The organism is Neisseria sp. P0022.S009 (assembly GCF_051956675.1).
Classification (GTDB): Bacteria; Pseudomonadota; Gammaproteobacteria; order Burkholderiales; family Neisseriaceae; genus Neisseria.
Genome location: NZ_JBQCXE010000001.1, coordinates 102,242 through 125,713 on the forward strand (window position 1 = coordinate 102,242; position 23,472 = coordinate 125,713).

Sequence of the window (23,472 nt, forward strand, 5' to 3'; positions counted from 1 at the left end):
CGGCCTTTATTCATGAAGCAAAGGGCAGGTGGATAACCGCCCTTTTTCAGTTGAAACCTTAGTTTTTTACAGCCCCAGCGACCAAGCATTTTGGTGTTCGGACAAGTCTTCCAAGCGGTTTTCGTAATGGGCGAAGATTTCTTCGATGATTTCGTCTTCGTCGTCGATGACGCGGATCAGGTTTAAATCCTCTTCCAAAATCAGGTTTCTGCCCAGCAACTGCTCGCGTATCCAGTCCAACAGCCCTGCCCAAAATGCTTTGCCCACTAAGATAATCGGGCGGTCGGGCGTTTTGCCGGTTTGCACCAAGGTCAGGCTTTCAAACAATTCGTCCAACGTGCCGAAACCGCCGGGCATAACGACATACGCTACGGCGTGTTTGACGAACATGACTTTGCGCGGGAAGAAGTGTTGGAATTTAATCGACAAATCCTGATACGGATTGGCTTTTTGCTCGTGCGGCAACACGATATTCAGCCCCACCGCCGGACTTGCGCCTGCAAACGCGCCTTTGTTGGCCGCTTCCATAATGCCCGGCCCGCCGCCGGAAATGACGGAAAATCCGGCATCCGACAGTTTGCGCGCCAAGCGCAATGTGAACGCGTAGTCGGGATGGTTTTCGGGCGTGCGCGCGCTGCCGTAAATGCTGACAGCTGGCTGAATGGCGCGCAATTCTTCGCCGGCTTCGACAAATTCGGAAATAATCTTCAATACATGATACGACTCGCGCGCCTGAATATCGCGGCGGGTTTCATCGGGCAGCATGGGTTTGGGCAGTTTTTTGAGCAGGCTCACGGCTTTTCCTTCGTGTTTTTATGTGCAGTATTGTAACCCGAAAGGGGCGGGCCGTCTGAAAGTTGGGTTTCGGCGGCAAGTGTGCCTGCCACATTTTCAAAAGCCCGTTACAATATCTGCTTTTATTCAACTGCTCCGCCATGCTAGATATTATCCACCGTGACAGCCGCACTATCGCCGTCAACAAACCTGCCGGAATGCTGGTGCACCGAAGCTGGTTAGACAAACACGAAACCCGTTTTGCCGTGCAGACCCTGCGCGACCAAATCGGGCAGCACGTCTATCCCGTCCACCGCCTCGACCGCCCGACTTCCGGCGTCTTGCTGTTTGCCCTTGATACGGAAGCCGCACGATTATTGACGCAGCAGTTTGAAAACAAAACCATCAAAAAAATTTATTGGGCGATTGTTCGCGGTCATCTGCCTTCAGACGGCCTGATTGATTACGCCCTCAAATATATGCCCGACAAAATCGCCGAAGCGCAGACCGAAGCCACATTGCAGGAAGCGCAAACCGCCTACCGCTGTCTGGCGCAAACCGAGTTGCCGTTCCAATCCGCGCTGCGTTATCCGACCTCGCGTTATTCGTGGGCCGAACTCACGCCGTACACCGGCCGCAAACACCAACTCCGCCGCCATATGAAACACATTTTCCACCCCATCGTCGGCGACACCAACTACGGCGATTTGCGCCAAAACCATGCCGTTGCCGAACATATCGGCACGCAACGCCTGATGTTGCACGCGCGAAGCCTTAGTTTTCAAAGCATAGAAGACGGCAGCCGGATGACCGTACAAGCGCCGATAGACAACGACTGGCGGCTTTGGTTGGAAAAATTCAAAACCGAGGCCGTCTGAAAACCCAAACTGCACATTTTCAGACGGCCCGGTCATGGAAAAAAACAGGCAAATCCCTTACAATACGCCCCTAAAATTTTGAAAGAACACAAGAATCATGGAAGCCGAAGTAATCAACCAGCTTAACAACACCCTAAACGACTTGGAGAAGCGCAGCGAAGACATCCGCGTCTACATGGACTATCAAGGCAAGAAAGACCGATTGGAAGAAGTCATCGGCCTCTCCGAAGACCCAGAACTCTGGAACGACCCCAAACGCGCCCAAGAAATCGGCAAAGAGCGCAAAATCCTCGAAGGCATCGTGTTGACGCTCGACAACATCGCATCAGGCATCGAAGACAACCGCATGCTGATTGAAATGGCCGTCGAAGAAAACGACGAAGAAGGTTTCGCCGCCGTGCAGGAAGATGTGGCCGGTTTGGAAAAACAAATGGCCGACCTCGAATTCAAACGAATGTTCAACCAGCCTGCCGACCCGAACAACTGCTTTATCGACATCACCGCAGGCGCGGGCGGTACCGAAGCCGAAGACTGGGCGGGCATGTTGTTCCGCATGTACAGCCGCTACGCCGAACGCAAAGGCTTCAAAATCGAAATCCTTGAAGAAGATGACGGCGAAATCGCGGGCATCAACCGCGCCACCATCCGCGTGGAAGGCGAATACGCCTACGGCCTGCTGCGTACCGAAACCGGCGTTCACCGCTTGGTGCGCTATTCGCCGTTTGACTCCAACAACAAACGCCATACGTCTTTTTCATCCGTGTTCGTGTACCCCGAAATCGACGATTCCATCGAAATCGAAATCAATCCCGCCGATTTGCGTATCGACACTTACCGCGCATCCGGTGCCGGCGGTCAGCACATTAACAAAACCGACTCCGCCGTGCGTATTACCCACGAGCCGACGGGAATTGTGGTGCAGTGCCAAAACGACCGTTCGCAACACGCCAACAAAGCGGCCGCGATGGAAATGTTGAAATCCAAACTGTACGAATTGGAAATGCGCAAACGCAACGAAGAGAAACAGGCATTGGAAGACGGCAAGTCCGATGTGGGTTGGGGCAGCCAAATCCGTTCGTACGTCTTGGACTCTTCACGCATCAAAGATTTGCGCACAGGCTACGAAGTCGGCAATACCAAAGCCGTATTGGACGGCGACTTGGACGGCTTCATCGAAGCCAGCCTGAAACAAGGCGTATAAACCGTAAAACATAAAATGCCGTCTGAAAGATTTCAGACGGCATTTTTCAGTTTGAAAGAAACATTATTTTGCAAATATTAAAACATGTTTTGCAAATGCAAAGATTGGCGGTAATATATAGTTTCTATAAAAATGATTGGTAGGTGCAATAGGCCGTCTGAAGCCTGATCCTGTCCAATATAATTAGGAGAACTTATTAAATGTCCGGTCAAAAGCTGTCTTCTGCCGAGAAAACTTTCTTCGGCCATCCTTTGCAATTATCCACCCTATTCCATATTGAGCTGTGGGAGCGTTTTTCCTTCTACGGTATGCAGGGCATCCTGCTGATTTATCTGTATTACACCGCGAGTCAAGGCGGTTTGGGTATGGATAAAGCCTTGGCCGGCGGCATTGTCGGCGCGTACGGCGGCAGCGTTTACCTGTCCACCATTCTCGGTGCGTGGTTGGCCGACCGCATTTGGGGTGCGGAGCGTACCCTGTTTATCGCCGGCATCGTCGTGATGACCGGCCATATTTTATTGGCGATCGTGCCGGGTTTGATGGGATTGTTGCTGGGCTTGGTGTTTATCGCGCTGGGCAGCGGCGGCGTGAAATCGTCTGCCGGTTCGATGGTCGGTTCTTTGTATGAACGGGAAGACCTGCGCGAATTGCGTGATGCCGGTTTCTCTATTTTCTATATTTCTATCAATATCGGCGGCTTCTTAGGCCCGTTGTTGACCGGTATTTTGCAAGACAGGATGGGTTTCCATTACGGTTTCGGCGCGGCGGCCGTCGGCATGGCATTCGGCCTGCTGTGGTATTCGCGCGGCCGTAAAAACCTGCCGCATACGCCGGTTCCCAATCCGTTGCGCCCTGAAAAGGTGCAGACCGCCATGGCTGTCGGCGTGTTGCTGGTTTTGGTGTTGGGCAGCGTGATTGCTTCCGGCGCACTCACCCTTGAAAACTTCTCCCGCTGGCTCTTGGGCGTGGTTATCGTTACCGTCGTCGCTTATTTCGCGCGCCTGTTGGGCAGCAGCCACGTTGAAGCGGCCAATAAACGCTATATTGTGGCCTATATTCCGCTATTTTTGACCATTTGTATGTTCTGGGCGGTTTGGTTTCAGGTGTACACCGTTGCGACGGTCTATTTTGATGAAACGGTGGACCGTACTTTCTTCGGCTTTACCGTGCCTGTTTCATGGAAAGATTCGATACAGGCCATGTGGGTGGTCCTCTTTTCCGGCGTGATGGCGGCGGTGTGGACGAAAATGGGCAAACGCCAACCTAAAACGCCGTTGAAGTTTGCACTGGCCATGTTGGTAACCGGCGTCTCTTATTTGAGTTTTATTCCGTATATTTCATCCGAAACCCCGATGCCGATTATCGTGTTTATGCTGGTGTTGCTGGCGATTACGATAGGCGAGCTGATGCTGTCGCCGATTTCGCTGTCGTTTTCTACCAAAATCGCACCGAGCATGTTTAAAACACAAATGGTTGCTTTGAATTTCTTGGCATTGTCCATCGGCTTTACTTTGGGCGGAGTGTTGTTTAAAGACTACTACAATGCTCAGTCGCCATTGGACTTCTACTGGATGCTGGCCACCATCGGCGCGGTAACCTGCGGTATTCTGTTGGTACTCGCCCCGGTATTGAACCGCATGCTCAAAGGTGTCGATTGATTTTTCTATTTTGCCGAATTCCTCAGCCACTATGACGGCGGCTGGCGCACGCCGACAGCAAAACAGGCCGTCTAAAACCCGGCCTGTTTTACCCTCCACCTCAATCGAAAGAAAGTACCGCCATGAAACTCTTGAAAACAATCCCTCTGCTGCTAAGCCTGGCCGTTGCCACCGCGCAAGCCGCCGACGTCAATCCGCATCCGCAAAGCTTCGGCACCTGGCACGATGCGGACGGCGGAAACTTCGTCATCAACAAAAACGGCTTTAAAGAATTTGCCCATGTATCCGCCGAGTGTAGCCAAAAAAGCAAAGGTTATGTGCATGAAAGCTCTTGGATAAGCGGCAAAGAACTGGCCAAAAGCATCCGCGAAAGCATCGAAATCGAAGACTCGGACAATAAAGCATACGGTAGCGAAATGAACGCGGTGCTGAAAACCATCCGCCCCAATAAAAAATACCTGCGCATCGACGTGGCACTCAGTTGCAGTGACGGTATGGAATCCTTCATCCAACTCGACAAAAACAACGCCCTGCGCAGCACCACCGCGCCCGACGAATTTTTCCGCCACGCCAAACGGGTAAAATAAACCGAAAAGCCGTCTGAAAAGATTGCGAAAACATTCGGGCAGCCTGCCGTTCATTCCGACGGCGGCTGCCCGAATGTTTTCAGACGGCCAACCAATAGCGCAACGCCGCCAACAGCAACGACACCGAAACGCAAACCCAGGCCGCGGTTTTCGCCGCTCTGTGCACCGCCTGCCGGTAACCGTCCGGCAACAGCCGCACAACCGGAAAGCGGCCAAGGCGGCAAACAAAAAGAACTTCAATAAAAAAGAAACATGTATCACCAGCCAGTTGGGTACCAACCCCGAAAACGGACAGGAATACGGCGCGGACTTTTAAGTGAATGTGATGTAAATACAGGCCGTCTGAAAATAATCTATTTCAGACGGCCTCATGTTTGATTGGGAATTGGAAAGAGGGCAGATTCGGGGCATAAATCGGATAGGCGGAAAATTCAAATTAAATGATACATGATTAAACCGAAATTAAAATTTGGAAATATTAAATACAAATAAGAATTGTTCTCATAACTTTATTGAATTTATTGAGGTTTTTTTGCTGATTTGCTGATATTTACCTTTAAATGGCTTTTGAAATTCGATAAAATGGTAATCTATTTTTAAGATTTGTCTGTCAACCAGTTAGGTACGACCATGTTGGCCAGTTATTTTCCCGTCCTCGTATTCATCCTCGTCGGCCTTGCGGCCGGTGTGCTGTTTATCCTGCTCGGCACGATTTTGGGTCCGAAACACCACTACGCCGAGAAAGATGCGCCTTACGAATGCGGTTTCGAAGCCTTTGAAAACGCAAGGATGAAATTCGACGTACGTTATTACCTCGTCGCCATCCTCTTTATCCTCTTCGATTTGGAGGTTGCGTTTATGCTGCCGTGGGCAGTGGTATTTAAAGAATTGGGTACATACGGCTTCTGGTCTATGCTGGTGTTTATCGTCGTTTTGACGGTAGGCTTTGTTTACGAATGGAAAAAAGGTGCGCTGGAATGGGAATAGAAGGCGTTTTGAAAAAAGGTTTCATCACCACCAGCGCGGATACGGTGCTGAACTATATGCGTACCGGTTCGCTGTGGCCGGTTACTTTCGGTTTGGCCTGTTGCGCCGTGGAAATGATGCACGCAGGTATGGCGCGTTATGACCTTGACCGTTTCGGTATCATTTTCCGTCCGTCCCCACGTCAGGCCGACCTGATGATTGTGGCGGGTACGCTCACCAACAAAATGGCGCCTGCACTGCGCCGCGTGTACGACCAGCTTGCCGAGCCGCGCTGGGTATTGTCTATGGGCTCGTGTGCCAACGGCGGCGGCTATTACCACTATTCTTATTCCGTTGTGCGCGGTGCCGACCGCGTCGTGCCGGTAGACGTTTATGTGCCGGGTTGTCCGCCGACTGCGGAAGCCCTGATTTACGGCCTGATTCAGCTCCAGCAAAAAATCAAGCGCACTTCCACCATCGCGCGTGATGAGTAAGGAGAGGACGATATGGCAAGCATTCAAAACTTATACGAGACCGTCGTCGGCGTGCTTGGCGATCAGGCAAGCAAAGTCATTTCAGCTTTGGGCGAGATTACCGTCGAGTGTCTGCCCGAACACTATATTTCAGTCATGACCGCATTGCGCGACCATGAAGAGTTGCATTTCGAGCTTCTGGTTGACTTGTGCGGTGTCGATTACAGCACTTACAAAAACGAAGTATGGCAGGGCAAACGCTTTGCCGTCGTCAGTCAGCTGCTTTCCGTTAAAAACAATCAACGCATCCGCGTACGCGTCTGGGTTTCAGACGACGACTTCCCTGTAGTCGAATCCGTAGTCGATATTTACAACAGCGCGGATTGGTACGAACGCGAAGCCTTCGATATGTACGGCATCATGTTCAACAATCACCCAGACTTGCGCCGCATCCTGACCGATTACGGCTTTGTCGGACATCCGTTCCGCAAAGACTTCCCGATTTCCGGCTATGTGGAAATGCGTTACGACGAAGAGCAAAAACGCGTGATTTACCAACCTGTTACCATTGAGCCGCGCGAGATCACGCCGCGTATCGTCCGTGAGGAGAACTACGGTGGCCAATAAATTAAGAAACTACACCATCAACTTCGGCCCGCAACACCCTGCGGCGCACGGCGTATTGCGTATGATTTTGGAGTTGGAGGGCGAAACCATCGTCCGCGCCGACCCGCATATCGGCCTCCTGCACCGCGGTACTGAAAAACTGGCTGAAACCAAAACCTATCTGCAAGCCTTGCCCTATATGGATCGTCTGGACTACGTTTCCATGATGGTCAACGAGCAGGCGTATTGCTTGGCGGTAGAAAAACTTGCCGGTATCGATGTACCTATCCGCGCCCAGTATATTCGCGTGATGTTTGCCGAAGTAACGCGCATCCTCAATCACTTGATGGGCATCGGTTCGCACGCATTCGACATTGGTGCGATGACCGCCATTCTCTACGCCTTCCGCGATCGCGAAGAGCTGATGGACTTGTACGAAGCCGTGTCCGGCGCACGTATGCACGCAGCCTACTTCCGTCCCGGCGGCGTTTACCGCGACCTGCCCGACTTCATGCCCAAATACGAGAGCAGCAAATTCCGCAACGCCAAAGTATTGAAGCAGCTCAACGAATCCCGTGAAGGCACCATGCTCGACTTTATCGACGCCTTCTGCGAACGTTTCCCAAAAAACATCGATACACTCGAAACCCTCCTGACCGACAACCGCATTTGGAAACAGCGTACCGTCGGCATCGGCGTCGTCTCTCCTGAGCGCGCCATGCAAAAAGGCTTTACCGGCGTCATGTTGCGCGGTTCGGGCGTGGAATGGGACGTGCGTAAGAAACAGCCTTACGACGTGTACGACAAAATGGATTTCGACATCCCTGTCGGCGTCAACGGCGACTGCTACGACCGTTACCTCTGCCGTATGGAAGAAATGCGCCAATCCGTACGCATCATCAAACAATGTTCCGAGTGGTTGCGTGTCAATCCGGGTCCGGTCATTACCACAAACCACAAATTCGCTCCGCCCAAACGTACCGAAATGAAAACAGGTATGGAAGACCTGATTCATCATTTCAAACTCTTTACCGAGGGTATGCACGTTCCCGAGGGCGAGACCTACACCGCTGTCGAACATCCGAAAGGCGAGTTCGGCGTTTACATCATTTCAGACGGCGCAAACAAACCCTACCGCCTGAAAATCCGCGCACCCGGCTTCGCCCACCTACAAGGCATGGACGAAATGGCAAAAGGCCACATGCTGGCCGACGTTGTTGCTATCATCGGTACGCAGGACATCGTATTCGGGGAGGTTGACCGATAATGTTATCCGCAGAATCTTTAAAACAAATTGACATCGAGTTGGCAAAATATCCTGCCGACCAACGTCGCTCCGCGATTATGGGTGCATTGCGTATCGCCCAAACCGAAAAAGGCTGGCTCGCTCCCGAGACCATCGCCTTTGTCGCAGACTATATCGGCATCTCGCCTGCACAAGCCTACGAAGTCGCTACTTTCTACAATATGTACAACCTTGAGCCTGTCGGCAAATACAAATTAACCGTTTGTACCAACCTGCCTTGCGCCCTGCGCGGCGGTATGGATACCGGCGAATACCTGAAGAAAAAACTCGGTATCGGCTACGGTGAAACCACGCCCGACGGTAAATTTACCCTTGTCGAAGGCGAATGCATGGGCGCATGTGGCGATGCACCGGTCATGCTGGTCAACAACCACAGCATGTGCAGCTTTATGACCGAAGAAGCAATTGACAAGAAACTTGCCGAACTGAAATAAAAGGCCGTCTGAAACTTTTCGATAAGGAAGGCTTTAAATTATGAGAAAAGTTATTTTAGCTATTTCATTATTTGTTGCTACAACCAATTACGTGTTTGCAGATTTTACAGATAGTGAAGCCAACGAAATTATTTCTCAATTTTATAAGCGGTATGTTTTTGGTAACGAAGAATTAGGTGTCGATGCGCAACGTTTCGGGACATCTCGCTTTTTGAAAAAATTAGAACGTGCTTATAGTGCTGAATATGATTGTGAAGATGCTCCTTGTTATGGCACTTGGGAGCTACGGACAGAAGCGCAAGATGGTGACGGCACGAGTATTTTATCTAATATCCAGCCTATTATTAAAAATAAAGGTTGGTACCGTGTGAGTTATCGAGACATGGGGCACAAAGGCGTTACTGATGTAAAAGTTGTAGAAAAAAATGGCATTATCAAATTGGATGATTATAAGCGTGTACGCTAAATAAATTTTCCGGTTACCTGAAAATAAAAAAGAAACCCTAAAAGTTAAGTTAGGCAAAACCAAAAATGGCTATTTACCAATCAGGCGTGATTTTTGACCAAGTGGATACCGCCAATCCCGATTGCTGGACATTGGACGAATACGTCAAACGTGGCGGTTATACCGCCCTGCGTAAAATCCTGTCCGAAAACATCTCGCAAAGCGATGTGATTGACGAGGTCAAAGCCTCCGGCTTGCGCGGTCGTGGCGGTGCGGGCTTCCCGACCGGTTTGAAATGGAGCTTTATGCCCCGTTCCTTCCCGGGCGAAAAATACGTCGTCTGCAACACCGACGAAGGCGAGCCGGGTACATTTAAAGACCGCGACATCATCATGTTCAATCCCCATGCCCTGATTGAAGGCATGATTATTGCCGGTTACGCGATGGGTGCGAAAGCGGGCTACAACTATATCCACGGCGAAATTTTCGAAGGTTATCAACGCTTTGAGGCTGCACTCGCCCAAGCGCGCGCCGCGGGCTTTTTGGGTAAAAATATTTTGGGTTCGGACTTCGAATTCGAACTCTTCGCCCACCACGGCTACGGCGCATATATTTGCGGCGAAGAAACCGCATTGCTCGAATCGCTGGAAGGCAAAAAAGGCCAGCCGCGCTTCAAACCGCCGTTCCCTGCTTCGTTCGGCCTGTACGGCAAACCGACCACCATCAACAATACCGAAACGTTCTCCTCTGTCCCATTCATTATCCGTGACGGCGGACAGGCGTTTGCCGACAAAGGTATTCCGAATGCAGGCGGTACCAAATTGTTCTGTATTTCCGGCCACGTCGAACGTCCGGGCAACTATGAAGTGCCATTGGGTACGCCGTTTGCCGAAATTCTGAAAATGGCAGGCGGTATGCGCGGCGGTAAAAAACTCAAAGCCGTTATTCCCGGCGGTTCGTCCGCGCCCGTGTTGCCTGCCGATATCATGATGCAGACCAATATGGACTATGACTCGATTTCCAAAGCAGGCTCGATGCTGGGTTCCGGCGCGATTATCGTCATGGACGAAGACGTGTGCATGGTCAAAGCCCTTGAGCGCCTGAGCTACTTTTACTACGACGAGTCTTGCGGCCAATGTACGCCTTGCCGAGAAGGTACGGGCTGGCTCTACCGCATCGTACACCGCATCGTAGAAGGCAAAGGCCGCATGGAAGACTTGGATCTGTTAGATTCTGTCGGCAACCAAATGGCAGGCCGCACCATCTGCGCCCTCGCCGATGCCGCCGTCTTCCCTGTTCGCAGCTTTACCAAGCATTTCCGTGATGAGTTTGTGCATTACATCGAACACGGCGGACCGATGAAACCGAATAAGTGGTGCTAAGTTTTCAGACGGCCTCTAAAAGAATTATTTATTAAATACCCGTAACTAGGAACGAACCATGTTACAAATCGAAATCGACGGCAAACAGGTATCTGTGGAGCAGGGCGCGACGGTGATTGAAGCCGCGCACAAGCTCGGTACTTATATCCCGCATTTCTGTTACCACAAAAAACTTTCCATCGCCGCCAACTGCCGTATGTGTTTGGTGGATGTGGAAAAAGCCCCCAAACCCCTGCCCGCCTGTGCCACGCCGGTTACAGACGGCATGATTGTGCGTACGCATTCGGCAAAAGCCCGAGAGGCGCAAGAAGGCGTGATGGAGTTCCTGCTCATCAACCATCCGCTTGATTGTCCGACCTGCGACCAAGGCGGTGAATGTCAGTTGCAGGATTTGGCGATGGGCTACGGCAAAACCACCAGCCGTTATACCGAAGAAAAACGTTCTGTCGTCGGCAAAGACATGGGTCCTTTGATTTCCGCCGAGGAAATGAGCCGTTGTATCCACTGTACCCGTTGCGTGCGTTTCACCGAAGAAATCGCCGGCGTGCAAGAAATCGCTATGGCCAATCGCGGCGAACATTCCGAGATCATGCCTTTTATCGGCAAAGCAGTGGAAACTGAATTGTCAGGCAACGTCATCGATTTGTGTCCTGTCGGTGCATTGACCAGCAAACCGTTCCGCTTTAACGCGCGTACTTGGGAATTGAACCGCCGCAAATCCGTTTCTGCCCATGACGCTTTGGGCAGCAACCTGATTGTACAAACCAAAGACCATACCGTCCGCCGCGTGTTGCCATTGGAAAACGAAGCCATCAACGAATGCTGGCTGTCCGACCGCGACCGTTTCGCCTACGAAGGCCTGTATCACGAAAGCCGTCTGAAAAACCCGAAAATCAAACAGGGCGGCGAGTGGATGGACGTGGATTGGAAAACCGCGTTGGAATATGTCCGCAGCGCGATTGAATGTATCGCCAAAGACGGCAACCAAAACCAAGTCGGCATTTGGGCGAATCCGATGAATACGGTTGAAGAGTTGTATCTGGCCAAAAAACTTGCCGACGGCTTGGGCGTTAAAAACTTTGCCACCCGTTTGTGTCAACAAGACAAACGTCTTTCAGACGGCCTTAAAGGTGCGCAATGGTTGGGACAAAGCATCGAATCTTTGGCTGACAACGATGCCGTATTGGTAGTTGGTGCGAACTTGCGCAAAGAACAGCCGCTCCTGACCGCCCGCCTGCGCCGCGCCGCCAAAGACCGTATGGCCTTGAGCGTATTGGCCAGCAGTAAAGAAGAATTGTTTATGCCGCTTCTGTCTCAAGAAGCCGCACATCCCGACGAGTGGGCAGGCCGTCTGAAAAACCTGTCTGCCAATGCGGAACACGCCGTTACCACCAGCCTGAAAAACGCTGAAAAAGCAGCGGTGATTTTGGGCGCGGAAGTGCAAAACCATCCCGATTACGCCGCCATTTATGCCGCCGCGCAAGAGCTGGCAGACGCGACCGGCGCGGTGCTGGGCATTCTGCCGCAGGCTGCTAACAGCGTCGGTGCGGATGTCTTGGGCGTGAACTCGGGCGAGAGCGTTGCCGAAATGGCAAACGCGCCGAAACAGGCAGTCTTGCTGCTCAACGTCGAGCCTGAAATCGATACGGTTGACGGTGCAAAAGCCGTGGCCGCGTTGAAACAGGCGAAAAGCGTGATGGCGTTTACCCCGTTTGTCAGCGAAACGCTGCTGGACGTGTGCGACGTATTGTTGCCGATTGCGCCGTTTACTGAAACATCAGGCAGCTTCATCAATATGGAAGGCCGTCTGCAATCTTTCCACGGCGTGGTACAAGGCTTCGGCGATTCGCGTCCGCTGTGGAAAGTGTTGCGCGTATTGGGCAACCTGTTTGACCTGAAAGGTTTTGAATACCACGATACCGCTGCGATTCTGAAAGATGCGCTGGATGCAGAAAGCCTGCCGTCCAAACTGGATAACCGCAGCACATGGACAGGGGAGGGCGTTCAGACGGCCTCAGACCGCCTCGTCCGTGTCGGCGGAGTCGGTATTTATCACACTGATTCTATCGTGCGCCGTTCCGCACCGTTGCAAGAAACCAGCCATGCTGCCGTGCCTGCCGCGCGTGTAAATCCAAACACATTGGCACGCTTGGGCCTGCAAGACGGACAAACCGCTGTCGCCAAACAAAACGGCGCAAGCGTATCGGTTGCTGTCAAAGCCGATGCCGGACTGCCTGAAAACGTGGTGCATCTGCCGCTGCATACCGAAAATGCCGCGCTGGGTGCGTTGATGGACACTATTGAACTGGCGGGAGCTTGATCATGCAAGAATGGTTCCAAAACCTCTTTGCCGCAACGCTCGGTCTGGGCGATTTGGGTATTACCGTAGGCTTGGTGGTATCCGTCATCGTCAAAATCGTGATTATCCTGATTCCGCTGATTCTGACCGTTGCCTACCTGACGTATTTCGAACGTAAAGTCATCGGCTTTATGCAGCTTCGCGTCGGCCCGAACGTAACCGGCCCGTGGGGGCTGATTCAGCCGTTTGCCGACGTGTTCAAACTCTTGTTTAAAGAAGTAACCCGTCCGAAGCTGTCAAACAAAGCCCTGTTCTACATCGGCCCGATTATGTCGCTCGCCCCGTCTTTCGCGGCATGGGCAGTGATTCCGTTCAACGAAGAATGGGTGCTGACCAATATCAATATCGGCCTTTTGTACATCCTGATGATTACCTCGCTGTCGGTTTACGGCGTGATCATTGCAGGCTGGGCGTCCAACTCCAAATATTCGTTCTTGGGCGCAATGCGTGCTTCCGCGCAAAGCATTTCCTACGAAATCGCCATGAGTGCCGCGCTGGTGTGTGTCGTGATGGTGTCGGGCAGCATGAACTTCTCCGACATCGTTGCCGCGCAGGCCAAAGGTATCGCGGGCGGTTCGGTATTCTCTTGGAACTGGCTGCCGCTCTTCCCCATCTTCATTGTCTATCTGATTTCCGCCGTTGCCGAAACCAACCGCGCGCCGTTTGACGTGGCAGAGGGTGAATCTGAAATCGTTGCCGGTCACCACGTTGAATATTCCGGCTTCGCGTTCGCGCTGTTCTTCCTTGCCGAATACATTTTCATGATTCTGATTGCCGCGCTGACATCGCTGATGTTCCTCGGCGGCTGGTTGTCCCCATTCCCGCAAAGCTGGGGCTTTATCGGTACGCCTTCCGCATTCTGGATGTTCGTGAAAATGGCGGCAGTGTTGTACTGGTATCTATGGATTCGTGCAACCTTCCCGCGCTACCGTTATGACCAAATCATGCGCTTGGGCTGGAAAGTGCTGATTCCGATCGGCTTCGCCTACATCGTGATTTTGGGCGTGTGGATGATTTCACCGCTGAATTTGTGGAAATAAGTTTCAGACGGCATCTTGAGGCCGTCTGAACAAAGCGATTTTGAATACCTAACGAAATCCCTGTTTTGAGGGAACATAAATATGGCTAACTTAGTAAAAACCTTTCTGCTTGGCGAATTGGTAAAAGGCTTGGGCGTAACGCTCAAAAACTTTTTTGCCCGCAAAGACACAATTTATTTCCCCGAAGAGAAAACGCCGCAATCCGTGCGTTTCCGCGGCCTGCACGCGCAACGCCGTTATCCGAACGGCGAAGAGCGCTGTATTGCGTGTAAATTGTGTGAGGCAGTTTGTCCGGCAATGGCGATTAACATCGAATCGGAAGAACGCGAAGACGGCACCCGCCGCACCAAGCGTTACGACATCGACCTGACCAAGTGCATCTTCTGCGGTTTCTGCGAAGAGGCCTGCCCGACCGATGCGATTGTGGAAACCCATATTTTTGAATACCACGGCGAGAAAAAAGGCGACTTGCACATGACCAAGCCGATTCTTTTGGCCATTGGCGACAAATACGAACCCGAAATCGCCAAACGCAAAGCCGCTGACGCGCCGTATCGTTAAGGAGCAGACGAATGACTTTTTCCGCGATTCTGTTCTATATCCTTGCCGCCATCGTTTTGTACGGTGCGGTTCGTACCGTTACCGCTAAAAACCCTGTGCACGCTGCTTTGCATCTGGTGCTGACCTTCTGCGTGAGCGCGATGCTTTGGATGCTGATGCAGGCCGAATTCTTGGGTGTGACGCTGGTGGTGGTTTACGTCGGCGCCGTAATGGTGTTGTTCCTGTTCGTCGTGATGATGTTGAACATCGACATTGAAGAAATGCGCGCCGGTTTCTGGCGTCATGCGCCTGTTGCCGGCGTGGTCGGCACATTGTTGGCGGTTGCCCTGATTCTGATTTTGGTTAACCCGAAAACCGACCTGGCCGCATTTGGCCTGATGAAAGACATTCCGGCCGATTACAACAATATCCGCGATTTGGGTAGCCGTATTTATACTGACTACTTGTTGCCGTTTGAGTTGGCGGCGGTATTGCTGCTGTTGGGTATGGTAGCCGCGATTGCACTGGTTCACCGCAAAACTTTCAATCCGAAACGTATGGATCCTGCAGACCAAGTTAAAGTACGTGCTGACCAAGGCCGTATGCGTCTGGTGAAAATGGAAGCGGTCAAACCGCAAGTCGAATCTGCCGAAGAAAGCGAAGTTTCAGACGGCCTCAAGCCGGAAGGGGAGGGCAAAGCATGATTACCTTGACGCATTATCTGGTATTGGGTGCGCTCCTGTTCGGTATCAGCGCAATGGGTATCTTTATGAACCGCAAAAACGTGCTGGTATTGCTGATGTCCATCGAGCTGATGCTCTTGGCGGTAAACTTCAACTTTATCGCCTTCTCACAGCACTTGGGCGATACCGCCGGACAGATTTTCGTATTCTTCGTATTGACCGTCGCCGCTGCCGAATCCGCCATAGGTTTGGCGATTATGGTGCTGGTGTACCGCAATCGACAAACGATTAATGTTGCCGATTTGGACGAGTTGAAAGGTTAGGCAGTGGTTTCAGGCGATTTGAAACAGAACGTATAAAATCCCTGTTACCAGATATAGCTGCGTAAAATCTAATTTGAAATTGCAAGATAAAGATAATTATGAGCCAAGATAAGTTGCGACAAACAATTAAAAGATTTATGAGTACGCTTACGGCAGTTGGTGTAATGGCAACTGCCTCAAACGTGTATAGCCAGTCTGTACAAACTATAGACCCAGAATTGTCTATTCAAAAACTGGCAAATTACCCAACTAACCGCGAAACGCGGCGTAAACTTACACTGAGTAAGAAAAATGCCTTTGCCGAACTGTATCGAGATTTGAGTACAGAGTTCTCACGTAAATTTCGGCGCTTACCAGAGGCAGTGCAATTATTTTCCTCCATTTTGGTTGATATTGCAGCGAATGATGAACTGAAAGGTCTTATTCATGCTAACGAATTAACTGATATAAGAGACGACATTCAGAAAAGTATGGAACAGATTATCGTGTTAGATAAGGTTTTGTATACACTGGAAAAGCTAACAGGACAGCAAGATACATACCAAATTCACGCGTTGTTTAAGAAAATTATTGAAGTAGATAAGCAAGCTTTGTCTTGTGCCAATCAGTTTTATGCGGCGATGTATCATTACGAGATGGTTAAAATAGCTCAAACACGCTCAAAGGCAGCATTTACATTTAATGAAACCCATTCGCGTGATGACATTCGTCGAGTTTTATTTGGGGAAGCTTGATGATAGTAGAAATTGCCGAGCCAATGAAAGCAGAAAATGGGATATTGAATACCCCCTTTTTTAAAGATACAAAATTTCTTAATCAAAAAGAAAAAGAAGCCTTGATTGATTTTATTGATAAGGTCGTAAGAGACCGTGAACTATCAGGTAAAAATAAACCGTCTTGGCAAGATGATTTTGGCAATGAACTGTCCGGTGTAGAAGAATACAAAAAGTTGAATTGTTGGCATTACCACTCTGGGCCAAATTACCATAAGAGAAAATATCCAGTGGCAATAAAAAAGTTGGAATTTAATCCGAATGGCGATACTTCATTGGAGGTTATCCACTATCAAAAGGTTGATGAAAATACTATTTTTATCCAAGTTTTTTCACCCAAACATGAGCCATTTCCTACTGTGCATACAACGCCAAATCCTATTCTAGATAGAATATTTGAACAGAAATTTGCAGAGTTAGGGAAAATATTGAGTGATATCGATAAAACGAATTAAAGCTGGACTATTTGTTTGTAACAATACATATTCAGATAGTCTAATCTCCTAAAAAAGTAGCTTATAACCAACAAAATTTTAAACTGCCAAAAATCTTAAATAAGGTTCATCCAAAATGAACGACATGACTTTATATCTCATTATTGCCCTTGTGCCTTTGGCAGGCTCGCTGATTGCGGGTTTGTTCGGCAACAAAATCGGACGTGCCGGTGCGCATACCGTAACAATACTCGGTGTGGCGGTGTCCGCCTTGCTGTCGGCTTATGTGCTGTGGGGATTCCTCAATGGCAGCCGTACCAAGTTTGACGAGAACGTTTATACCTGGCTGACAATGGGCGGCTTGGATTTCTCCGTCGGCTTCTTGGTCGATACGATGACGGCGATGATGATGGTCGTGGTCACCGGCGTATCGTTGATGGTACATATCTATACCATCGGCTATATGCACGATGAAAAAGTCGGCTACCAACGCTTCTTCAGCTATATTTCTTTGTTTACTTTCAGCATGTTGATGCTGATTATGAGCAACAACTTCATCCAGCTCTTCTTCGGCTGGGAGGCTGTGGGTTTGGTGTCGTATCTCTTGATCGGTTTCTATTTCAAACGTCCGAGCGCAACATTTGCCAACCTGAAAGCCTTTTTGATCAACCGTGTCGGCGACTTCGGCTTTTTACTCGGTATCGGCTTGGTACTTGCCTATTTCGGCGGCAGCCTGCGCTATCAAGATGTATTCGCTTATCTGCCTAATGTTCAGACGGCCACTATCCAACTGTTCCCCGGTGTGGAATGGTCTTTGATTACCGTAACCTGTTTGCTCCTGTTTGTCGGTGCGATGGGTAAATCGGCGCAATTCCCGCTGCACGTTTGGCTGCCTGATTCGATGGAAGGCCCGACACCGATTTCCGCATTGATTCACGCCGCAACCATGGTTACCGCCGGTCTGTTCATGGTATCGCGCATGTCGCCGATTTATGAGATGAGCAGCACTGCGCTGTCTGTCATCATGGTAATTGGTGCGATTACTGCCCTGTTTATGGGTTTCTTGGGTGTGATTCAAAACGACATCAAACGTGTGGTTGCGTATTCCACCTTGTCGCAACTGGGCTATATGACCGTGGCTCTGGGCGCGTCTGCCTATTCCGTGGCGATGTTCCACGTCATGACCCACGCTTTCTTTAAAGCCTTGTTGTTCTTGGCCGCAGGTAGCGCGATTATCGGTATGCACCATGACCAAGATATGCGCCATATGGGCAACCTGAAAAAATACATGCCGATTACTTGGCTGACCATGCTGATCGGTAACTTGTCGCTGATCGGTACGCCGTTCTTCTCCGGCTTCTATTCCAAAGATTCGATTATCGAAGCAGCGAAATACAGCACCCTGCCGGGCAGCGGCTTTGCCTATTTTGCCGTCCTCGCCAGCGTGTTCGTTACCGCATTTTACGCGTTCCGCCAATACTTTATGGTGTTCCACGGCGAAGAAAAATGGCGCAGCCTGCCTGAACATCATGACGATCATCATGGTGAAGAGCATCACGGCTTGGGCAAAAACGACAATCCGCACGAAAGCCCGCTGGTCGTTACCCTGCCTTTGATTTTGCTTGCCATTCCGTCCGTCATCATCGGCTATGTTGCCATCGAGCCTATGCTTTACGGCGATTTCTTCAAAGACGTGATTTTCGTTAATGCCGACGCGCATCCGACCATGCACATCATGAAGGAAGAGTTCCACGGCGCATTGGCAATGGTGTTGCACAGCCTGCATTCGCCCGTACTTTACCTCGCTATCGCAGGCGTATTGAGCGCATGGCTTTTGTACGTCAAACTGCCGCACCTGCCTGCGAAAATTGCACAGGCGTTCCGTCCGATTTACGTTTTGTTTGAAAACAAATACTACCTCGACGCCCTGTATTTCAACGTCTTTGCCAAAGGCACGCGCGCATTGGGTACTTTCTTCTGGAAAGTCGGCGATACCGCCATTATCGACAACGGTATCGTCAACGGCTCTGCCAAACTGGTCGGTGCGATTGCCGCGCAGGTACGCAAAGTCCAAACCGGCTTCATCTACACCTATGCAGCCGCTATGGTATTCGGAGTATTGGTACTGCTCGGCATGACCTTCTGGGGATTGTTCCGATAAAAGCGGGATTTCAGACGGCCTGTCTATAGTTTGTGTATAGGGCCGTCTGAAAAAGAAAATTTGAGCAATAATGATTGAAGACAAATTACCGCAAACCCTGGACGAAGTCCGCGAAGCCATCGACGGTTTGGATAAGGGATTAATCGAATTACTCGCCCGCCGGCAGAAATTGGTACGGCAGGCTGGTCGTCTGAAACCTAAAAACGATGTGCAGGCGGTTTCCGCGCCCGAACGGGTGGCTCAAGTGATTGCCTCTCGCCGCGCTTATGCCGAAAAGGCCGGTTTGTCGCCCGAAGTAGCAGAAGCAGTTTGGCGCAGCATGATTGATGCGTTCATTAAACTTGAGATGGACACCAACCGTACCGACGGAGCGTAGTCGAAATCTTCGGATAACGGTTTTGACAAGAAAAATAGGGAAGAGACCGTCTGAAATATAGAGGCGAGAAAAACCATGTCAGACACACAAACCATCCGCTCCGCCGAATTTACCGCTTCCCGCGCATGGGGCGCGCTCGACATCGCCAATATGAACGGCACCACCGTGCGCCTGCACTGGACGAACCAGCCCTACACATGGCACATCAACGACGGCGAGGAAGTGTTTGCTGTGATGGATGGCGAAGTTGAGATGCACTACCGAGAAAACGGCGAAGAACACATCGTTCGTTTAAAAAGCGGAGATATCTTCTATGCAGGAATCGGCACGGAACACGTCGCCCATCCGTGCGGCGAGGCGCGGATTCTGGTGATTGAGAAAGAGGACAGTGTTTGAGGCCGTCTGAAAAGAAGGTTTGAGACAGCAACAGAATAAGAGAATGACGGCAGATATACATTTTTCTTGATTTTGCCGTACACAAAATACACAATCTTTTTCAGACGGCCTCCTGAAATGTCGTCTGGAAACCAACCCATACAACTATATTTTTTATTTTAACCACAGGTTAACCACTATGTTTTCCAACTACCTACTCAGCTTGGCAATATGGATACCCATCGCCGCAGGTGTGCTGGTTTTGGCGACCGGTAAGGACAGCCGTGCGCCGCTGGCGCGTGTGCTTGCCTTCATGGGTGCGCTTGCCGGTTTCTTGGTAACGCTGCCCCTGTTTACCGGTTTCGACCGTTTGAGCGGCGGCTATCAGTTTACCGAGTTCCACGAGTGGATTCCGCTGCTGAAAATCAACTACGCATTGGGCGTGGACGGTATTTCAGTGCTCTTTATCATCTTGAATGCGTTTATTACGCTGTTGGTGGTATTGGCCGGTTGGGAAGTCATTCAGAAACGTCCGGCGCAGTATATGGCCGCTTTCCTGATTATGTCGGGTTTGATTAATGGTGCGTTTGCCGCGCAGGATGCGATTCTGTTTTATGTGTTCTTCGAGGGTATGCTGATTCCGCTGTACCTGATTATCGGTGTATGGGGTGGTCCGCGCCGCGTCTATGCGTCGGTCAAGCTCTTCCTCTATACGCTGATGGGTTCGCTTTTGATGCTGGTTGCCATGGTTTACCTGTACTATCAGACAGGCAGCTTCTCTATTGTCGATTTCCAAAACATCAAACAGATTCCGTTGGGCGTACAACAGCTTTTGTTTGCGGCGTTCTTCCTGTCATTTGCCGTAAAAGTGCCGATGTTCCCTGTGCACACTTGGTTGCCGGATGCCCACGTTGAAGCGCCGACCGGCGGTTCGATGGTGTTGGCGGCCATTACGCTGAAGCTGGGTGCGTATGGTTTCTTGCGCTTTATCCTGCCGATTATGCCGGATGCGGCACGCTATTTTGCCCCCGTGATCATCGTATTGAGCCTGATTGCTGTGATTTACATCGGTATGGTGGCTTTGGTGCAAACCGATATGAAAAAACTGGTGGCATACTCTTCCATCAGCCACATGGGTTTTGTCACTTTGGGTATGTTCCTGTTTGTAAACGGCCAATTGAATGACTGGGCATTGAAAGGCGCAATCATTCAAATGATTTCCCACGGTTTTGTGTCTGCCGCGATGTTTATGTGTATCGGCGTGATGTACGACCGCCTGCATACCCGCAATATTGCCGACTATGGCGGTGTGGTCAATGTGATGCCTAAGTTTGCGGCGTTTATGATGTTGTTCGGTATGGCCAATGCCGGTCTGCCTGCGACTTCCGGCTTCGTGGGCGAGTTTATGGTGATTATGGGCGCGGTTAAAGTGAATTTCTGGGTGGGCGCGTTGGCTGCCATGACCTTGATTTACGGTGCATCTTATACCCTGTGGATGTACAAACGCGTTATTTTTGGTGCGATCCACAATCCGCACGTTGCCGAAATGAAAGACATCAATTGCCGCGAATTTGCGATTTTGGCGATTTTGGCGGTTGCTGTTTTGGGCATGGGTCTGTATCCGCAAGCGTTTATCGAAGTGGTGCATCAAGCGGCAAACGATTTGATTACCCATGTGGCACAAAGCAAGATTTGAGGTGTGTAAATGAACTGGTCTGATTTGAATTTAATGCCCGCCATGCCCGAAATCGTGCTGCTTGCGCTATTGGGTGTCGTATTGCTGGCAGACTTGTGGATTTGCGATAAAAACCGCTATCTGACTCATCTGATGAGTTTGGGAACGGTCATCATCGTGGCCGTTACCCAATTGGCAGTATGGGAACAGGGCAGTGTCGATGCCTTTCACGGTATGTATATTGCAGACGGCATGTCCCGTTTGGCAAAACTGGTGCTGTATGCGCTGACTTTCGGTCTGTTTATTTACAGTAAACCGTACAACCAAGACCGCCAAATCTTTAAAGGCGAGTTTTACACCCTGTCGCTGTTTGCCCTGTTGGGTATGAGCGTCATGGTCAGCTCGGCACATTTCCTGACTGCGTATATCGGTTTGGAATTGTTGTCTTTGTCGCTGTACGCCATGATTGCCCTGCGCCGCGATTCCGGCCGCTCTGCCGAGGCCGCGCTGAAGTACTTCGTATTGGGCGCGTTGGCCTCCGGTTTGCTGCTCTATGGTATTTCCATGGTTTACGGCGCCACCGGTTCTCTTGATTTTGCTTCCGTCTTGGCTTCTGCTTTCAATGAGCAGGCCAATGAATGGTTGTTGAAATTGGGTATGGTGTTTATTGTAGTCGCCATTGCATTTAAATTGGGTGCGGTTCCATTCCATATGTGGGTACCCGATGTGTACGATGGCGCGCCGACATCCGTTGCCGCCTTTGTGGGTACGGCTCCAAAAATTGCCGCCGTTGTCTTTGCGTTCCGTATTCTTGTGACCGGCATGGGTACAGTACATTCAGACTGGGCGCCGATGTTGGCCATCCTTGCCGTTGCTTCTTTGGTGGTCGGTAACCTTGCCGCCATCATGCAAACCAATATCAAACGTATGCTCGCCTACTCCACCGTATCGCACATGGGCTTTATCCTGTTGGCGTTTATGGCAGGCGCAGTCGGCTTTACCGCAGGTCTGTACTACGCCATTACCTATGCTTTGATGGCGGCAGTCAGCTTCGGCGTTTTGATGGTATTGTCCACCAAAGATATTGAATGTGAAAACATCAAAGACCTCGCAGGCCTTAACCAACGCCATGCATGGTTTGCCTTCCTGATGCTGCTGTCCATGTTCTCCATGGCGGGTATTCCGCCGCTGATGGGCTTCTACGCCAAATTTGGCGTGATTATGGCGCTCTTGAAACAAGGCCATGTTTGGTTGTCCGTATTTGCCGTCATCATGTCGCTGATTGGTGCGTTCTACTACCTGCGCGTGGTCAAAGTTATCTACTTCGATGCGCCTGACCATGACCAGCCGGTCGGCAGCAACTATGCCGCCAAATTTGTCCTGACGGTCAATGCCTTCCTGCTGCTCCTGTGGGGTATCATGCCGCAAACCGTTATAGACTGGTGTGCCAAAGCATTGGAAAATACCCTGTAAGCTTTAAACAAAACCAACGGCGGCTGTTCCAAAGTCGCCGTTTTTGTTAGGATTCGCATTCGGATGAAATATACCCAAAGTTCAGACGGCCTCAAGCCTTTGAACAATCATCAAGCAGGTATCATCAAGATATTGAATATTCCACGGATAATGATGGGCAAGAATGCCCATTTAACATGTTAAAATCACACACAGGCCGTCTGAAAACAGAAAGACCATCATGACCGCATCCATGTACATTCTTTTGCTGTTGGCACTTATCTTTGCCAACGCACCATTTATTACCACCAAATTCTTCGGCATCGTCGCCCTGAAACGCAAACACATCGGCCATCACTTGATCGAATTGCTGGCAGGCTTCCTTCTTACCGCGATTCTCGCCTATATCCTCGAATCACGCGCCGGTACCGTACATGCCCAAGATTGGGAGTTTTACGCGACCGTGGTTTGCCTCTACCTGATTTTTGCTTTTCCATGCTTTGTATGGCGTTATTTTTGGAATGAGCGAAATAGAGAGTAGGATTTGAATTTGAATAAAGAAAAGGCCGTC

At 50.5% G+C, this 23,472-nt stretch carries 26 protein-coding genes; 24 read left to right on the top strand and 2 right to left on the bottom strand.

Annotation, left to right across the window (positions count from 1 at the left end; translation table 11 throughout):
- Positions 1 to 66: 66 nt before the first annotated feature.
- The gene (locus ACTHUG_RS00510) at positions 67 to 795 is read right to left on the bottom strand and encodes a TIGR00730 family Rossman fold protein (RefSeq protein WP_003747857.1); all 729 of its coding nucleotides are present in this window, start codon (positions 793 to 795) and stop codon (positions 67 to 69) included.
- A 140-nt stretch (positions 796 to 935) separates the two neighbouring features.
- Between ACTHUG_RS00510 and truC the strand changes: the two genes are divergently transcribed.
- The 4 genes from truC to ACTHUG_RS00530 all read left to right on the top strand — a co-directional run bounded on the left by truC (position 936) and on the right by ACTHUG_RS00530 (position 5,098).
- Positions 936 to 1,652: a tRNA pseudouridine(65) synthase TruC gene (gene truC, locus ACTHUG_RS00515; protein WP_440385892.1), complete on the top strand. Its 717-nt coding sequence runs from the start codon at positions 936 to 938 to the stop codon at positions 1,650 to 1,652.
- A gap of 97 nt (positions 1,653 to 1,749) precedes the next feature.
- Positions 1,750 to 2,853: a peptide chain release factor 2 gene (gene prfB, locus ACTHUG_RS00520; RefSeq protein WP_036492330.1), complete on the top strand. Its 1,104-nt coding sequence runs from the start codon at positions 1,750 to 1,752 to the stop codon at positions 2,851 to 2,853.
- 200 nt (positions 2,854 to 3,053) lie between these two features.
- On the top strand, positions 3,054 to 4,511 hold the full coding sequence (locus ACTHUG_RS00525; RefSeq protein WP_049349256.1) for an oligopeptide:H+ symporter: 1,458 nt from the start codon (positions 3,054 to 3,056) through the stop codon (positions 4,509 to 4,511).
- 122 nt (positions 4,512 to 4,633) lie between these two features.
- Positions 4,634 to 5,098 carry a hypothetical protein gene (locus ACTHUG_RS00530; protein WP_204789005.1) on the top strand — a complete coding sequence of 155 codons (465 nt, stop codon included), beginning with the start codon at positions 4,634 to 4,636 and terminating at the stop codon, positions 5,096 to 5,098.
- 79 nt (positions 5,099 to 5,177) lie between these two features.
- Here the strand turns inward: ACTHUG_RS00530 and ACTHUG_RS00535 are convergent, their stop codons facing one another.
- Entirely contained in the window at positions 5,178 to 5,297 is a 120-nt protein-coding gene (locus ACTHUG_RS00535; RefSeq protein WP_440385893.1) for a protein MIGRI, read from the bottom strand.
- A gap of 431 nt (positions 5,298 to 5,728) precedes the next feature.
- Between ACTHUG_RS00535 and ACTHUG_RS00540 the strand changes: the two genes are divergently transcribed.
- From ACTHUG_RS00540 to ACTHUG_RS00635, 20 genes are all read left to right on the top strand, one after another.
- Positions 5,729 to 6,085 carry an NADH-quinone oxidoreductase subunit A gene (locus ACTHUG_RS00540; RefSeq protein ID WP_003747867.1) on the top strand — a complete coding sequence of 119 codons (357 nt, stop codon included), beginning with the start codon at positions 5,729 to 5,731 and terminating at the stop codon, positions 6,083 to 6,085.
- Positions 6,076 to 6,558, top strand: a complete 483-nt coding sequence (locus ACTHUG_RS00545; RefSeq protein WP_002215610.1) for a NuoB/complex I 20 kDa subunit family protein — start codon at positions 6,076 to 6,078, stop codon at positions 6,556 to 6,558. The genes ACTHUG_RS00540 and ACTHUG_RS00545 overlap by 10 nt, the downstream gene beginning before the upstream one ends.
- A gap of 12 nt (positions 6,559 to 6,570) precedes the next feature.
- On the top strand, positions 6,571 to 7,164 hold the full coding sequence (locus tag ACTHUG_RS00550; protein WP_002216335.1) for an NADH-quinone oxidoreductase subunit C: 594 nt from the start codon (positions 6,571 to 6,573) through the stop codon (positions 7,162 to 7,164).
- Positions 7,154 to 8,410 carry an NADH dehydrogenase (quinone) subunit D gene (gene nuoD, locus ACTHUG_RS00555; RefSeq protein ID WP_440385894.1) on the top strand — a complete coding sequence of 419 codons (1,257 nt, stop codon included), beginning with the start codon at positions 7,154 to 7,156 and terminating at the stop codon, positions 8,408 to 8,410. The genes ACTHUG_RS00550 and nuoD overlap by 11 nt, the downstream gene beginning before the upstream one ends.
- Entirely contained in the window at positions 8,410 to 8,883 is a 474-nt protein-coding gene (gene nuoE, locus ACTHUG_RS00560) for an NADH-quinone oxidoreductase subunit NuoE (protein WP_440385895.1), read from the top strand. Before nuoD ends, nuoE begins: the two co-directional genes overlap by 1 nt.
- Positions 8,884 to 8,923: 40 nt before the next feature.
- Positions 8,924 to 9,349, top strand: coding sequence for a hypothetical protein (locus ACTHUG_RS00565; RefSeq protein WP_440385896.1), 426 nt, complete (start codon positions 8,924 to 8,926; stop codon positions 9,347 to 9,349).
- 65 nt (positions 9,350 to 9,414) lie between these two features.
- Entirely contained in the window at positions 9,415 to 10,710 is a 1,296-nt protein-coding gene (gene nuoF / locus ACTHUG_RS00570) for an NADH-quinone oxidoreductase subunit NuoF (RefSeq protein ID WP_036492317.1), read from the top strand.
- Positions 10,711 to 10,768: 58 nt separating this feature from the next.
- Positions 10,769 to 13,030 carry an NADH-quinone oxidoreductase subunit NuoG gene (gene nuoG, locus ACTHUG_RS00575; protein WP_440385897.1) on the top strand — a complete coding sequence of 754 codons (2,262 nt, stop codon included), beginning with the start codon at positions 10,769 to 10,771 and terminating at the stop codon, positions 13,028 to 13,030.
- A 2-nt stretch (positions 13,031 to 13,032) separates the two neighbouring features.
- A complete protein-coding gene (gene nuoH, locus ACTHUG_RS00580) occupies positions 13,033 to 14,109 on the top strand; it encodes an NADH-quinone oxidoreductase subunit NuoH (RefSeq protein ID WP_002216340.1) in 1,077 nt (358 codons plus the stop codon).
- Between the two features lie 81 nt (positions 14,110 to 14,190).
- A complete protein-coding gene (gene nuoI, locus ACTHUG_RS00585) occupies positions 14,191 to 14,670 on the top strand; it encodes an NADH-quinone oxidoreductase subunit NuoI (protein ID WP_070837200.1) in 480 nt (159 codons plus the stop codon).
- An 11-nt stretch (positions 14,671 to 14,681) separates the two neighbouring features.
- Positions 14,682 to 15,353, top strand: a complete 672-nt coding sequence (locus ACTHUG_RS00590) for an NADH-quinone oxidoreductase subunit J (RefSeq protein ID WP_440385898.1) — start codon at positions 14,682 to 14,684, stop codon at positions 15,351 to 15,353.
- On the top strand, positions 15,350 to 15,655 hold the full coding sequence (nuoK, locus tag ACTHUG_RS00595; RefSeq protein WP_002215628.1) for an NADH-quinone oxidoreductase subunit NuoK: 306 nt from the start codon (positions 15,350 to 15,352) through the stop codon (positions 15,653 to 15,655). The genes ACTHUG_RS00590 and nuoK overlap by 4 nt, the downstream gene beginning before the upstream one ends.
- Before the next feature lie 98 nt (positions 15,656 to 15,753).
- Entirely contained in the window at positions 15,754 to 16,389 is a 636-nt protein-coding gene (locus tag ACTHUG_RS00600; protein ID WP_440385899.1) for a hypothetical protein, read from the top strand.
- Positions 16,389 to 16,883: a hypothetical protein gene (locus ACTHUG_RS00605; RefSeq protein WP_440385900.1), complete on the top strand. Its 495-nt coding sequence runs from the start codon at positions 16,389 to 16,391 to the stop codon at positions 16,881 to 16,883. Before ACTHUG_RS00600 ends, ACTHUG_RS00605 begins: the two co-directional genes overlap by 1 nt.
- Positions 16,884 to 16,998: 115 nt before the next feature.
- Positions 16,999 to 19,023 (top strand): NADH-quinone oxidoreductase subunit L, encoded by a 2,025-nt coding sequence (gene nuoL, locus ACTHUG_RS00610; protein WP_440385901.1) that lies wholly within the window; start codon positions 16,999 to 17,001, stop codon positions 19,021 to 19,023.
- 70 nt (positions 19,024 to 19,093) lie between these two features.
- On the top strand, positions 19,094 to 19,399 hold the full coding sequence (locus ACTHUG_RS00615; protein WP_003747884.1) for a chorismate mutase: 306 nt from the start codon (positions 19,094 to 19,096) through the stop codon (positions 19,397 to 19,399).
- 75 nt (positions 19,400 to 19,474) lie between these two features.
- Complete coding sequence (locus ACTHUG_RS00620; RefSeq protein ID WP_254324285.1) at positions 19,475 to 19,795, top strand: cupin; 321 nt, start codon at positions 19,475 to 19,477, stop codon at positions 19,793 to 19,795.
- 178 nt (positions 19,796 to 19,973) lie between these two features.
- Positions 19,974 to 21,470, top strand: coding sequence for an NADH-quinone oxidoreductase subunit M (locus tag ACTHUG_RS00625; protein WP_440385902.1), 1,497 nt, complete (start codon positions 19,974 to 19,976; stop codon positions 21,468 to 21,470).
- A 9-nt stretch (positions 21,471 to 21,479) separates the two neighbouring features.
- A complete protein-coding gene (gene nuoN, locus ACTHUG_RS00630) occupies positions 21,480 to 22,922 on the top strand; it encodes an NADH-quinone oxidoreductase subunit NuoN (RefSeq protein ID WP_036492298.1) in 1,443 nt (480 codons plus the stop codon).
- A gap of 220 nt (positions 22,923 to 23,142) precedes the next feature.
- Entirely contained in the window at positions 23,143 to 23,442 is a 300-nt protein-coding gene (locus tag ACTHUG_RS00635; RefSeq protein ID WP_440385903.1) for a DUF2818 family protein, read from the top strand.
- Positions 23,443 to 23,472 lie beyond the last annotated feature (30 nt).